Genomic DNA, 13,060 nt, shown 5'->3' on the forward strand with positions numbered 1-13,060 from the left:
CCCGCCCGATCCGCCGCCGCGGCCGGGGCCCGGGCGGAGGTTTATGAGCCCCCCTTCCCTGCCACCGGTATGGAAACCGACACACGTGTCGGGGTCGACGTCGGCGGCACCTTCACCGACGTGGTCGTCGCCGACGCCGACGGACTCGCGACGCTGAAGGTGCCGTCGACGCCCGACGCCCCGGACCGGGGCGTCCTCGACGGGGTGGACGCCGCCGGCGAGGCGGCCGACCTCGATCCCACCGCGGTCGACTTTTTCGCCCACGGGACGACCGTCGCCACGAACGCCCTCCTCGAACGCGAGTGGGCCGAGACGGCGCTGGTGACGACCGAGGGGTTCCGCGACGCGGTCGAGATCGGGCGCCAGACCCGCCCCGACCTCTACGACCTGGGCGCCGAGAAGCCGTCGCCGGTCGTGGACCGCGACCGGCGGTTCGAGGTGCCCGAACGCCTCGACCACCGGGGCGAGGTGGTCGAACCCCTCGATACGGACGCCGCCCGCGAGGTGGCCCGCGCCGTCGCCGACGCCGACGTCGAGAGCGTCGCCGTCGCCTTCCTGTTTGCCTTCGAGGACGACGCCCACGAGCGGCGGATGGCGACGCTCCTGCGCGAGGCGGGCGTCGACGCCGAACTCTCGCTGTCGAGCGACGTGTTGCCCGAGATTCGGGAGTACGAGCGCACGCTGGCGACGACGATCAACGCCGCGCTCAAGCCGGTGATGAACCGCTATCTGGGGCGCTTGGAGGACGGCATCGCCTCGGCCGGCGTCCCCGCGGCGATGCAGGTGATGCAGTCGAACGGCGGCGTCGCCTCGGCGGCCGCCGCGCGGGAGCGTCCGGTGAACACGCTCCTTTCCGGCCCGGCCGCCGGCGTCCGCGGCGCCGCCCACGTCGCGGGCGTCGCCGGGTTCGAGGACGTCCTCACGATGGACATGGGGGGGACCTCGTGTGACGTGTCGCTGGTCCGGGACGGCGACCCCGTCGTCTCGACGGAGGGCACCGTCGGCGAGTATCCGGTCAACGTCCCGATGGTCGACGTCCACACTATCGGCGCGGGCGGGGGGTCGGTCGCGTGGGTCGACGAGGGTGGGAGCCTGCGCGTCGGCCCCCGGTCGGCCGGCGCCGACCCCGGGCCGATCTGTTACGGCCGTGGCGGAACCGAACCGACGGTCACCGACGCCCACCTGTTGCTCGGCCGGATCGACCCCGGCGCCTTCTTCGAGGAGAGCGCCGACGAGGCGACCGTCCGCGAGGCGGTCCGGGAACGGGTCGCCGATCCGCTCGATCTGAGCGTCACCGCGGCCGCACAGGGGATCCTCGACGTCGCCAACGCGAACATGGAGCGGGCGCTGCGGGTCGTCTCCGTCGAACGCGGCCACGACCCTCGCGACTTCTCCCTCGTCGCCTACGGCGGCGCCGGTCCGCTCCACGCCGCGGAACTCGCCGCGGAACTCGACGTCCCGCGGGTCGTGGTCCCCCGGTCGGCCGGCGTCCTCTCCGCGCTCGGCCTCCTCATCAGCGACGTGGTCTACGAGGACGGTGTCTCGGCGGTCCGGCCGTGGAGCGAGGTCGACCCCGCGGACCTGACCGAGCGCTTCGAGTCGCTGATCGCGGAGCGCCGGGACCACCTCGCCGACGAGGGCTACCCGCCGGAGCGCCGGCGGTTCGAGCGCGCCGTCGACCTGCGGTACCGCGGACAGTCCTTCGACCTCCGGGTGCCGCTCCCGGACGGCCCTCTCGACGACGACGCGCTCGCGGCCGTCGCGGACCGCTTCCACGAGCGCCACGAGCGCCGGTACGGCCACGCCTCTCCCGGGGAACCGGTCGAACTCGTCACCCTGCGCCTGCGCTCGCGGGGCGTCGTCGACCCACCCGCACTCGCGATGGCCGACGAGGTGGCCGGCACGCCCGCTCCGCGGACGACGCGGACCGCCTCGTTCGACGGCGAGCGCCACGACACGCCGGTCTACGACCGCGGGGCGCTCGGGCCGGGCGCCGAACTCGACGGCCCGGCGGTGATCGAGGGCACGGAGAGCACCGTCGTCGTCCCGCCGGGGGCGGCGGCGAGCGTCGACGACATGGGGAACGTGGTGATCGAGCCATGAGCGGGGAGGTCGATCCGGTCACGCTGGAGGTCCTCCGCAACGCCTGTGTCGCCGTCGCCGAGGAGATGAACGCGACGCTCGTCCGGACGAGCTACTCGCCGAACATCAAGGACCGCCGCGACTGCTCGTGTGCGCTGTTCGACCTGACCGAGGAGGGTGCCGAGATGATCAGTCAGGCCGAGAACATCCCGGTCCACCTGGGTGCGATGCCGTACTCGGTGGCGGCGGCCATCGAGGCGTTCCCGCCCGCGGAACTGGAAGACGGCGACGCCGTCCTCCTGAACGACCCCTTCCACGGCGGCGCCCACCTCCCCGACATGACGCTCGTGACGCCGGTCTTCGTCGACGACGAACTGGTGGCCGTCGCGGCCAACCGCGCCCACCACGCCGACGTGGGCGGGGGACGGGCCGGCAGCGTCGCTGCCGACTCGACCGAGATCTACCAGGAGGGACTCCGCGTCCCGCCCGTGAAGCTCTACGAGGGCGGCGACCCCGTCGAGGACGTCTTCGACCTCCTCCTGACGAACGTCCGGACGCCCGACGAGCGGCGGGGCGACTTCCGCGCCCAGCGGGCGGCCAACCGGACGGCCGTCGAGCGGGTCCGCGAGGTGGTCGAGCGTCACGGCCTCGACACCGTCCGCGCGGCGACGACGGAGATCAAGGCCTACGCCGAGCGCCGGATGCGCGCGGAGATCGACGCCCTCCCGGACGGCACCGTCGCGTTCGAGGACCACCTCGACGACGACGGACAGGGCCACGAGGACCTCCGGATCGCCGTGGCGGTGACCGTCGACGGCGACGAACTCGTCGTCGACTTCGCGGGGACGAGCGACCAGGTCGCGGGCGCGATCAACGCCCCCCTCGCGGTGACGGCGTCGGCGACGTACTACGCCGTACGCTGTGTCACCGACCCCGACGTGCCGCCGAACGCGGGGACGTACCGCCCCATCGACATCCGGACGCCCGAGGGGTCGATCGTCGACGCGCGGCCGCCCGCGGCCGTCGTCGGCGGGAACCTGGAGGTCTCACAGCGCGTGACCGACACCCTGCTCGGGGCGTTCGGGACCGAGGCGCCGGAGCGCTCCGTCGCCGCCGCCCAGGGGACGATGAACAGCGTCACCTTCGGCGGTACGGACCGGGCGGGCGAACCCTTCGCGTTCTACGAGACCATCGGCGGCGGCTACGGCGGCCGGGCGGGCGCCGACGGCATGGACGGCGTTCACGCCCACATGAGCAACACGCTCAACACGCCCGCGGAGGTGCTGGAGACCGTCTACCCGCTCCGGGTGTGCCGCTACGCGTACCGCCCGGATTCGGGAGGGGCCGGCGAGTTCCGCGGCGGCCTCGGCCTCCGGCGCGACATCGAGGTGCTGACCGACGACGTGGCCTTCAGCCTGCTCGCCGACCGGCGGCGCCACCGGCCGTACGGGATCGCCGGCGGCGACGCCGGCGCCGCCGGCGAGGACCGACTCGACCGGGACGGCGAATCCGGCCCCATCCCGGGCAAGTCGACTCACGACCTCGATGCCGGCGACGTGGTCCGGATCCGGACGCCGGGCGGCGGCGGGTACGGCGACCCGGCGGACCGCGACCCGGACGCCGTGTACCGCGACCTGCGTCTGGGGAAGCTGTCGGCGTCGCGGGCCCGCGAAATGTACGGGATCGACCCCGACGGTCAGTAGGGGAACTCGGTCCACTCGGCGGCCACGCCGGGCAGGCCGCGCACCCGGATCTCGCGGGTGCCGTCCTCCTCACGGAGTTCGATCGCGGCGTCGAAGATGGAGGTGACGACGTTGACGAAGCGGTCCTCGTGGGTCGTGGGATCGAGGCTGTAGACGCCGAGGTAGCCGGCGGCGCTCGTCCGTCGGGAGAGGACGTGGAGAAAGGAGAACGCGCGCTCGGCGTCGACGTACTGGAGGAGCGTCGAGATGGAGACGAAGCCCAGGCGGAGACGGGGCGGCGAGTCGACCTCCTCGACGGCCTCGGTAAACGCGACGCCCATGCCGGTGAGGTCGGCCGGGGAGTTGACCCGGTGGACCGTGGGGTCGTCGTCGCCGGGGGCACCCGAGGCGTCGACGACGCGGAACGTTTCGGGGTCGATCCGAACGCCCCGGTCCTCGAACTCCGCGTGGATGCGCGGCGCCGGGTCGTCGGTCGTCATCACGACGATGGGGTCGGTCGGTTCCGAGGGCGCGAGCAGGTCGAACACCAGGTCGCGCTTGCCCGACATCGCCGGCCCGGAGACCAGTACGTTCATTCCGGGGTCGAGGGCGTCGACGTCGAGCGGCAGGACGTCACACAGCGGGTAGCCCTCGGACTGGGCGTCGCCTTCAGCCATCGGCATCACCCCCGACCGCCTCGTCGTCGATGGCCCGGAGCGTGGCGACGAAGCGCACGTCGTCGGTGTAGCTCTCGGCCTCGGCTTCGAGCGTGCACCGCAGCGATTCGATCCGCTCCTCCAGGTCCGCGAACGCCTCGCTCCGCTCGAGTTCGTACGTCGACTTCCCCTCGCGCAGCGCCGCGCGTTTCGCGAGCAGCGAGTGATACTCCCTGACGTCCTCGGCGTGTCGGTTCAGGGAGAGCAGTTCGTCGATGGTCGATCGGAGCTCGTCGTGACTCGTCGGCTTGGTGATGTAGGCATCGAACCCCATCTCGAGGATGTCGAAGTCGGGGTCGACGGCCGTCACCATCGCAACCCGAACCCCTAGGTCACGCTCGCGGATGCGGTCGAGCACCTCCCCACCGGAGACGCCGGGCATCAGGCGGTCCAGGAGCACCACGTCCACCGACTCGTCGAGTTTCGCCAGCGCGTCCTCGCCGTCGTACGCCTCGCGGACGTCGTACGACGTCTCCAGATACCGGCGGTACGTGCGGACGACTTCCCTGTCGTCGTCGACGATGAGCACCGTTCCCCCCTCGGTCGTGGTCATTCTCGCGGTCTATCGCTAGTCCGTGATGGCGACAATTAAACCCCCCTGTCGATGGGGCGGGGCGGAGGGTTTTGGCCCTCCGGGCACGCACTCGTCAGTGATGACCGACCTCCCACGCATCGTCGGCATGGTCCACCTACCACCCCTCCCGGGGTCGCCCGGGTTCGACGGCGACCGCGCGGCGACCCGCGACCGCGTGCGCGCCGACGCGCGAGCGCTCGCCGAGGGCGGCGTCGACGCCCTCCTCGTCGAGAACTTCGGGGACGCCCCATTCTATCCGGAGACCGTCCCCCGGCACGTCGTCGCGTCGATGACCGATCTGACCCGACTCGTCGTCCGGACGGTCGACCGCCCGGTCGGGGTGAACGTCCTCCGCAACGACGCGACGGCGGCGCTGTCGGCCGCGGCCGCCGCCGGCGCCGACTTCGTCCGCGTCAACGTCCACACCGGTGCGCGCGTCGCCGACCAGGGCGTGATCGAGGGGCGGGCCCACGAGACGCTCCGCCTGCGCGACCGCCTCGATACCGACGTGTCGATCCTCGCGGACACGGCGGTGAAACACTCGGCGCCACTGGGCGGGACGACGGCCGCCGACGGGCGGACCACCACGGGTGACGACGTCGACGACCTGGTCGAGCGCGGGCGTGCGGACGGCGTGATCGCGAGCGGTCCCCGGACGGGCGAGGGCGTCGACCGCGCCCGCCTCGAAGCGGTCGCCGAGCGGTGTGGCGCCCACGACGTCCCGCTGTACGTCGGGAGCGGCGTCACCGCGGGGACGGTCGGCGACCTCCTCGACGTCGCCGACGGGGTGATCGTCGGGACGGCGCTGAAACGGGACGGCGAGACGACCGCCCCGGTCGATCCGTCGCGGGTCCGGGCCCTCGTCGAGGCGGCCGACTGTAGTAGCGATTGAAAGTCATTACACAGCCGATCGCAGTACTGCGTACGGTCGGCTGTGCAAACAGTTTCAATCGCTACTATAGGCGAGCTCTTCCCGGGCGAGTTCCGCGGCCCGGGTGACCGCGCCGATCGAAGAGAGGTGGCCGGCGCCGACGGTGGCCTTCATCGCCCGCGCGGCGGCGCCGCGGAACACCTTCGGCCCGACCGTGGCGACGGCGTCGTCGCCGACGGAGGCGATCCAGCCGGGGGCGTCGAACCGGAACGGCTCCAGTCGAGGGTCGAAGCCGTCGTCGCGGGGGTCGCCGAGGCCGAGGTCGGCACGGACCAGGCGGTCGAGGTTGGTGGCGACCGTCTCCGCCTCGCGGATGGCCGCCGCGGCGCTCGCGGGGACGGCCTCGCCGTCGGCGTCGACGACCTTCGCGGCGTCGCCGACGGCGAAGGCGTGGGAATCGAGTCTGAGGTCGCCGCGCACGACCGGGCGGTCGCCGCCGAGCGCCGCCGGGCCGCGGATGCCCCCGGTCCAGACGAACGTGTCGTAGGGGACGCTCCGACCGTCCACTTCCACCGCGTCGGCGCTCGCTTCGGTCACCCGGGCGCCGGTCTCGACGGCCACGCCCGCGTCGTCGAGGGCGTCGCGGACGGCCGACCGAAACGCCTCCGGGAAGGCCGGCGCCACCGAGTCCAGCCGTTCGAGGACGGTCACCTCGACGGCGGCGTCGCGTTCGTCGGCGAGCGCCGCGAGTTCGCCCGCCACCTGCACGCCCGAGAGGCCGGCGCCGCCGACGACCGCCCGCCCCCCGGCGTCGCAGGTGTCGAGGAAGTCCTCGCGGAGGCGACGGGCGTGTGCCAGCCGCTTCAGCGGGAGCCCGTGCTCGTGGACGCCGGGGAGGTCGTAGAAGGCCGTCTCGGCGCCGAGACAGACCGCCGCGTAGTCGTAGTCGAGGGCGCCGTCGTCCAGGTGGACGCGGCGCGCCTCCCGGTCGACGCGCTCGACGCTCGCGGTGCGAACCGTCGCCCGCGAGAGGGCGTCGTCGAGGGGGACGGTGATGGCGTCGGCCACCGACGGACGGCGGACGACCCGGTGGAGTTCGTGCTGGACGAGGTGGGTGTCGGACTCGTCGACGACGACGAGGTCGACCGCCTCGGGGAGTCGGGATTCGAGGCGACGGGCGAGTGTCAGGCCGGCGTAACCGGCACCGAGGACGACGACGCGCATACCTCCCCGTTGACCCACACGGCAAAGAAGGGTCGCCCGGGGGGGGGGGGGTGGCGGCTTTCGGCCGTCCCATATAAGTGCGAGCGCGCCGACGCCCGAACGGATGGGCGTCGAAGGGTTCGTCTGTTGGACGGCACACTCGATCAACGACCGGACCGAGCTGCGGCGCGTCCTGAACGCACAACTGCCCGCGGGGACGCGTGCGCTCCGGGAGGCTCGCGAGGCGGGACTGCTCGACGGCACGAGTCTGCGTCCGCGGGGACTCGCCGCCGCCCACGAGTTCGCGGCGCGGAGCGACCTGCCGATGGCCGGCCCGAGCGACGCCGTCGCGGACTTCAGCGCGCTCCTCGATGGGATTCGGGCCGCCGCCGACGCGGGCCGCCCGCTCACCGTCGAGGCCGTCCCCGACGGGTTCGACCGGGTCGACCCCACGGTCGATCGGTTCGACCGGGCGTATCACACGGTCAACGTCGCCAAGGAGTACCCCGGGGGCGCGGAAGTGGAGTTGAATTACCGCTCGCGCGACCCGAGTCAGCCGGGCGAGGCCAAACCCAACCGGTCGACGGCGATCCTGTGGCTCCGCGGTGACGTGGACCACGAGTACGACCACCGGCGCGAGTGGGTCGAAGGTTAGAAGAGGGCGTCGGACGCCGGGCGGATCTCCGCTGGACCACCCACCTCCCACACTTCGGTTTCGACGCCGCAGTCGGCGACGGCCGAGACCACGCGGTCGACGTGATCGGCGGTGGTGTTGACGTAGACGCTCGCGCCCGTGTCCGTCGAGAAGTAGACGGGGACGCCCTCGTCACGGAGCGCACGGACCGTGTTGAACACCGCGACCGTCCGGGGCTGCCAGTACACCCACCCCGCGGGTCCGGTCATCGTCGTCGCCGCCAGCGACAGGGAGTCGTGTTCGGCGAGTTCGAACGCGCGGTCGAAGTCGCCGCTCCGGAGTGCGTCGCGCATCTCGGCCAGCTGTTCGTGGATGTGAGCCAGCCGCGCCTGGAACATGTGGCTGTCGGCGGCCTCCTCGTGGGCCTGTTCGGTCTCCTTGTAGGAGGGAACGAGCGCGGCGACGATCCGCAACTCGTCTTCGAGGTCGGTCTCGATGCGCTCGGAGCGGCAGTCGGCGTCGTTGAGACCCGTCCGGAGGTGGGAGAAGGCGCCGGTGACGGCGCGGGCGGCCGACGAGGACCCGCGGCGGGCGATGGTCGATATCTCCGGCCGCGTGAGGTCGAGGTCGGCCGCCTCGGCGAGCGCCATCGCGGCCGCGGCAAAGCCCGAGGAGGAGGAGCCGAAGCCGACGTTCGACTGGAAGGAGTTCTCGCTCTCCAGGCGGACGGGTGCGTCGATACCCGCGCGCTCGCGGACGTGATCGACGACGGCGTCGATTCGCTCGGCGCCCCGCCCCTCGACGGGGTCGCCGTCGACGACGTACACGTCCTCGTCGGTCGCGCCGAACTCGACGGTGGTGGTGGTCCGACTGGGCGCCGTACAGACGCTGATGCTGTCGTGATACGGGAGTCGGAGTTCGGGGTCGCGCATCCCGTGGTACTTCACGAGCCCCTGGATGGGGTGGGCCGTGGCGGTCGCCTTCATGTTCGAAGGGGCGTCGGACTGGCGGATAAACGTCCCGAAACGGCCGGCTCCGACCCCCGTCCGGGGCAAGTATAAGAGCCGCCGGGCCGAGTGAGGGGTATGCCGCGCCTCTCTCGACGGCGACTCCTCCGGACCGCGGGGGTCGCCGGCGCGTTCGCGCTCGCGGGCTGTTCCAGCGACGGCGACGATGACGACGGCGAAACGACGGGAACGCCGCGCCCGACCGCGACCGGGACGCCGACACCGACGCCGACACCCACGCCGACGCCACGGGCGCCGGCCGACGAGGCCCTCGGGTTCGAGGCGATGCTGGCGCGGACGCCCACCCACCCCGAGATGGACGACGCGGCCTACGTCTGGGCGCGGTATCTCGACGCGGCGCCTCTCCTCGCGAACGTGGACGACGACACGGTCGGACGGCGACTCAGACAGGGGTGGCTCGGCTCGGGGCCGCCGGCGTACGCCGACTCGGACGCGTTCGAACTCGTCCACGTCCAGCCGGCGACGCTGCCGAACGTGACCCTCGGCCGGGGCGTCTACGACGTCGAGACGACCGTCGAGGGGATGACGGCCGACGGCTGGACCGAAGCGGACGCCGACGGCAGCGACACCTACCTCACCTACGGCGGCTACGCGGCCGCTGTCGGGGAGCGGTTTTGGATCGTCACGAGCGTCGCCGACGCCGACGTCGTCGGGACGCTCGCGTCGTCGGCGACGGCCGACCCGCTCGTCGACCGACTCGAGGACGTGGACCGCGAGGCGGCCGCGCGGGCGGCCGACGAACGGGGCAACTACACGGTGGTCGAGCGGTCGGTACCGGGCGACTACGCGGCCGGAATCTCCGTCGACTACGAGGCCTACCGGTTCCCAATCGGCGTGTTGCAGTACGCCGCCAGCCGGGCGTCGCCGTCGTGGGAGCGAGTCGAACGCCGCTTCGAGACGCGGATCGCCGGCGAACTCCGGGCGACCGACTTCGGCGACGACTTCGGGTAGCCGACGGGGCGGTCCGGCCCACGGTTTAAATATCCGGTCGCCGTACAGTGGGAGTATGACTACCTCCGAGAGCGGAGAGGCCGGCGCCGACGACGGTGCCGATACCGCGGAGGAGGCGGAGCGGACCTACGCGGTGGTCCTCGATTACCTGCCCCACGGACGGCCGGGTGACGACCGCCCCCAGTACAAGAAATCGCCGCTGGCGTATGCCCTCGAGGAGTCGACGTTCCGACTGCTCGAACTCACGCTCGAAGACGACACGGACGTGGGAATCGGCGACCGGATCGTGATCGACCCCGCCGAGGAGCGGACGGCCGTCCAGCGCCTCCGGGAGGTGGACTACGACGACCTGTCGAACGCTGCGCACTCGGAACTGGAGTACGTCGTCGAGGAGGTCGTCGAGCGCCACGAGCGGCGGTTCGTCGACTTCTACAACGACGCTCAGCCGATCACGCTCCGACTGCACCAGCTCAACCTCCTGCCCGGCATCGGGAAGAAGCTCCGCAACGACGTGCTCGACGAGCGCAAGCGCGCGCCCTTCGAGAGCTTCGAGGACCTAGAGGAGCGGATCGCCGGCCTCCACGACCCGAAGGGCGTCCTCGTCGACCGCATCTTGGAGGAACTCCGGGACGAGGACCTCAAGTACCGGACGTTCGTTGGCGACGCGGCCGAGTGAGGGGTCGGTCCCGTCGGCCGCCGCCGGAAACGGGAAACTTACCCGAGTCGGTGTGCTATCGGGGACGATGACAGCGTCGCGCGATCCGGACCGGCTGCTCGAACGCGCCGGGGTGTCCGGCAACCCCGACCGTGATCAGCACTTCCTCGTGGACGAGCGCGTGCTGGACCGGTTGCCGACGCACCTTCCGGCGGACGTCGACCGAAGTCACGTCCTCGAGATCGGCGGCGGCACGGGCGCGCTCACCGACCGCCTGCTGGCGACCTGTGACCGCGTGACGACGATCGAGCGCGATCCGGCGCTCGCCGAGTTCCTCCGCCGGGAGTTCGACGCCGAGATCGACGCGGGTCGGCTGACGGTCGTCCACGGCGACGCCCTCGACGTGACGCTCCCGGACGCCACCGCGAGCGTCTCGAACCTGCCGTACGGCGTCTCCAGCGAGATCGCGTTCCGCCTCCTGCCGCTCGGGATCCCCACCGTGCTCATGTTCCAGCGGGAGTTCGCCGAGCGCATGGCCGCCGCATCCGGCTCCGACGAGTACGGCCGCCTGTCGGTGAGCGCGGGCCACTACGCCGACATCGAGGTGGTCGAGCCAGTACCGCCGACGGCGTTCTCGCCGCCGCCGGCGGTCGAGAGTGCGATCGTTCGGACGACGCCGCGGGACCCGGACTACGCGGTCGACGACGAGGCGTTCTTCCTGCGGTTCGTGAAGGCGCTTTTCACGCAGCGTCGGAAGACGCTTCGAAACGCCGTCCGCAACACCGCCCACATCTCCGGGCTCGCGGACCCGGACGCGGTGGTCGCGGCCGCCGACGAGTCGCTCATGTCGCGCCGGGCGGGGGACGTGGCCCCCGACGAGTTCGCGGCGCTCGCGACGCTCGCCGCCGACGTGGGGCGGGGTGACGACGATGATTGACGCGCTGGCGTCCGTCGAGTCGTCGCTTTTCACCCGCCTGCTCGTGACGGCGCTGGTGGTCGTCGTCGTCCTCGGCGCGCGGTACGGCATCAACCGCTGGCGGCGCCGCGACGGCTGGAGTTCCGGGCGACGAACCGAACTCCTGCTGTCGGTGGTGCTGGCGGCCGTGACCGGCGGCGGGATCCTCGTTCTGGTCGACCTCTGGGAACTGGTCGGTCCGCTCGCGCGGTCCTACCGGAACCTGGGGCTCCAGGACCTCGCCGGTCGGATGCTGCTGGCCGTGGTGATCCTGGCGACGACCTACGCGCTGACGGATCTCGTGGGGCGGATCATCGGCGAGTTCACGGGCACCCGGTCGAGCATCAGCGAACACCAACGCGAGATCATCTACCGGCTGACACAGGTCACGCTCTACACGCTGGCGATACTCGTCGTCGTCGGGTTGTTCACTCGTGACCTCGGGAGCCTGCTGGTCGGGGCCGGCTTCCTCGGTATCGTCGTCGGGATGGCCGCCCGACAGACCCTCGGGGCGATGCTCGCCGGGTTCGTCCTCATGTTCTCCCGGCCGTTCGAGATCGGCGACTGGGTCCAGATCGGCGACCGCGAGGGCATCGTCACCGAGATCACCATCGTCACCACGCGCATCCAGACCTTCGACGGGGAGTACGTGATGCTCCCGAACGACGAGGTGAGCGGCCAGCCGATCATCAATCGGACGCGCAAGGGGCGGCTCCGCATCGAGGTGGAGGTCGGCGTCGACTACGACGCCGATCCGGAGCACGCTGCCGAGGTGGCCCGCGAGGCGGTCACGGAACTCGATCAGGTCCTCAACGTGCCGACGCCGCAGGTGGTCGGCAAGCGGTTCGGCGACTCCGCCGTCGTCCTCGGGGTCCGGGTGTGGATCGACAACCCCAGCGCCCGGCGGATGTGGCGCGCGCGCACGGCCGTCATCGAGGCGGTCACCGACGCCTACGCGGCCGAGGGGATCAAGATCCCGTTCCCGCAGCGGGAGCTCATGGGTCGCACCGAGGAGGGCGGATTCGCCGTCGCCGAGAGGCGAGAGACGCCGGCGCCGACCCCCGACGGCGGTCCGGGCGACGGGGCGGCGGAATGACCGACGACGGCCCGGACACCCTCGCGGACCTGGCGGACCGCCGAGGGGCGGAGCGGGCGGTGTACCAGCCGGCGGAGGACTCCCGCCTGCTCGCCGAGGCGGCCGTCGAGCACGCTCGCGGTCGGACGCTCGAAGTGGGGACGGGATCGGGTTGGGTCGCCGAACGGATCGCGACCGAGACGACGGCGACGGTGATCGCCAGCGACCCCAACCCCGCCGCGTGCCGGGAGGTACGCGACCGGGGGGTCCCCGCCGTCCGCGCCGACCTCGTCGCTCCGTTCCGGACCGACAGCCTCGACACCGTCGCTTTCAACCCGCCGTACCTGCCCACCGACCCCGACAACGAGTGGGACGACTGGATGGAGCGTGCCCTCTCCGGCGGCGAGTCGGGGCGGGCCGTCATCGATCCGTTCCTCGACACCGTCGGCCGCGTCCTCCGGCCCGACGGGATCGTACTCCTCCTGGTCAGCAGCCTCACCGGGTTCGAGGCCGTCGTCGACCGCGCCGAACGAAACGGCTTCGCCACGACGACGGTCCGCCAGGAGTCCTACCCGTTCGAGACGCTGTCGATCCTCCGTCTGGACTTCGAATAACCATAGGACATATTTTGGTT

At 71.9% G+C, this 13,060-nt stretch carries 13 protein-coding genes; 9 read left to right on the forward strand and 4 right to left on the reverse strand.

Features of this window, described 5'->3' with window-relative positions:
- Positions 1 to 69 precede the first annotated feature (69 nt).
- Entirely contained in the window at positions 70 to 2,103 is a 2,034-nt protein-coding gene (locus NO364_RS03230; RefSeq protein WP_257628513.1) for a hydantoinase/oxoprolinase family protein, read from the forward strand.
- Complete coding sequence (locus tag NO364_RS03235; protein WP_157688657.1) at positions 2,100 to 3,785, forward strand: hydantoinase B/oxoprolinase family protein; 1,686 nt, start codon at positions 2,100 to 2,102, stop codon at positions 3,783 to 3,785. Before NO364_RS03230 ends, NO364_RS03235 begins: the two co-directional genes overlap by 4 nt.
- Here NO364_RS03235 and NO364_RS03240 read toward each other — a convergent pair.
- Together NO364_RS03240 and NO364_RS03245 are read right to left on the reverse strand one after the other, a co-directional pair.
- Positions 3,779 to 4,441, reverse strand: a complete 663-nt coding sequence (locus NO364_RS03240) for an RAD55 family ATPase (protein ID WP_257628514.1) — start codon at positions 4,439 to 4,441, stop codon at positions 3,779 to 3,781. The genes NO364_RS03235 and NO364_RS03240 overlap by 7 nt on opposite strands.
- Complete coding sequence (locus tag NO364_RS03245) at positions 4,434 to 5,033, reverse strand: response regulator (RefSeq protein WP_157688655.1); 600 nt, start codon at positions 5,031 to 5,033, stop codon at positions 4,434 to 4,436. Before NO364_RS03245 ends, NO364_RS03240 begins: the two co-directional genes overlap by 8 nt.
- A 100-nt stretch (positions 5,034 to 5,133) precedes the next feature.
- On the opposite strand from NO364_RS03245, the gene NO364_RS03250 reads away from it, so the two are divergent.
- Positions 5,134 to 5,946 carry a BtpA/SgcQ family protein gene (locus NO364_RS03250; RefSeq protein WP_257628515.1) on the forward strand — a complete coding sequence of 271 codons (813 nt, stop codon included), beginning with the start codon at positions 5,134 to 5,136 and terminating at the stop codon, positions 5,944 to 5,946.
- A gap of 54 nt (positions 5,947 to 6,000) precedes the next feature.
- Here the strand turns inward: NO364_RS03250 and NO364_RS03255 are convergent, their stop codons facing one another.
- Positions 6,001 to 7,149, reverse strand: a complete 1,149-nt coding sequence (locus NO364_RS03255) for an NAD(P)/FAD-dependent oxidoreductase (protein ID WP_157688653.1) — start codon at positions 7,147 to 7,149, stop codon at positions 6,001 to 6,003.
- Between the two features lie 103 nt (positions 7,150 to 7,252).
- On the opposite strand from NO364_RS03255, the gene NO364_RS03260 reads away from it, so the two are divergent.
- Positions 7,253 to 7,783, forward strand: a complete 531-nt coding sequence (locus tag NO364_RS03260; RefSeq protein WP_157688652.1) for a hypothetical protein — start codon at positions 7,253 to 7,255, stop codon at positions 7,781 to 7,783.
- Here the strand turns inward: NO364_RS03260 and mvaD are convergent.
- Complete coding sequence (gene mvaD / locus NO364_RS03265) at positions 7,780 to 8,748, reverse strand: phosphomevalonate decarboxylase MvaD (RefSeq protein WP_157688651.1); 969 nt, start codon at positions 8,746 to 8,748, stop codon at positions 7,780 to 7,782. The two genes, NO364_RS03260 and mvaD, sit on opposite strands and share 4 nt — an antisense overlap.
- A gap of 99 nt (positions 8,749 to 8,847) precedes the next feature.
- Here mvaD and NO364_RS03270 point away from each other — a divergent pair, with 99 nt between their 5' ends.
- The 5 genes from NO364_RS03270 (at position 8,848) to NO364_RS03290 (ending at position 13,040) form a co-directional block, all read left to right on the forward strand.
- A complete protein-coding gene (locus NO364_RS03270) occupies positions 8,848 to 9,741 on the forward strand; it encodes a hypothetical protein (protein ID WP_157688650.1) in 894 nt (297 codons plus the stop codon).
- 55 nt (positions 9,742 to 9,796) lie between these two features.
- On the forward strand, positions 9,797 to 10,417 hold the full coding sequence (locus NO364_RS03275; RefSeq protein WP_157688649.1) for a DUF655 domain-containing protein: 621 nt from the start codon (positions 9,797 to 9,799) through the stop codon (positions 10,415 to 10,417).
- A gap of 67 nt (positions 10,418 to 10,484) precedes the next feature.
- Entirely contained in the window at positions 10,485 to 11,333 is an 849-nt protein-coding gene (locus NO364_RS03280) for a 16S ribosomal RNA methyltransferase A (RefSeq protein ID WP_257628516.1), read from the forward strand.
- Positions 11,326 to 12,447: a mechanosensitive ion channel family protein gene (locus NO364_RS03285; RefSeq protein WP_257628517.1), complete on the forward strand. Its 1,122-nt coding sequence runs from the start codon at positions 11,326 to 11,328 to the stop codon at positions 12,445 to 12,447. Before NO364_RS03280 ends, NO364_RS03285 begins: the two co-directional genes overlap by 8 nt.
- Complete coding sequence (locus tag NO364_RS03290; RefSeq protein WP_257628518.1) at positions 12,444 to 13,040, forward strand: HemK2/MTQ2 family protein methyltransferase; 597 nt, start codon at positions 12,444 to 12,446, stop codon at positions 13,038 to 13,040. The genes NO364_RS03285 and NO364_RS03290 overlap by 4 nt, the downstream gene beginning before the upstream one ends.
- Positions 13,041 to 13,060: the final 20 nt, after the last annotated feature.

It is taken from the genome of Haloplanus salinarum, assembly GCF_024498175.1.
In the GTDB taxonomy this organism is placed as follows: domain Archaea; phylum Halobacteriota; class Halobacteria; order Halobacteriales; family Haloferacaceae; genus Haloplanus; species Haloplanus salinarum.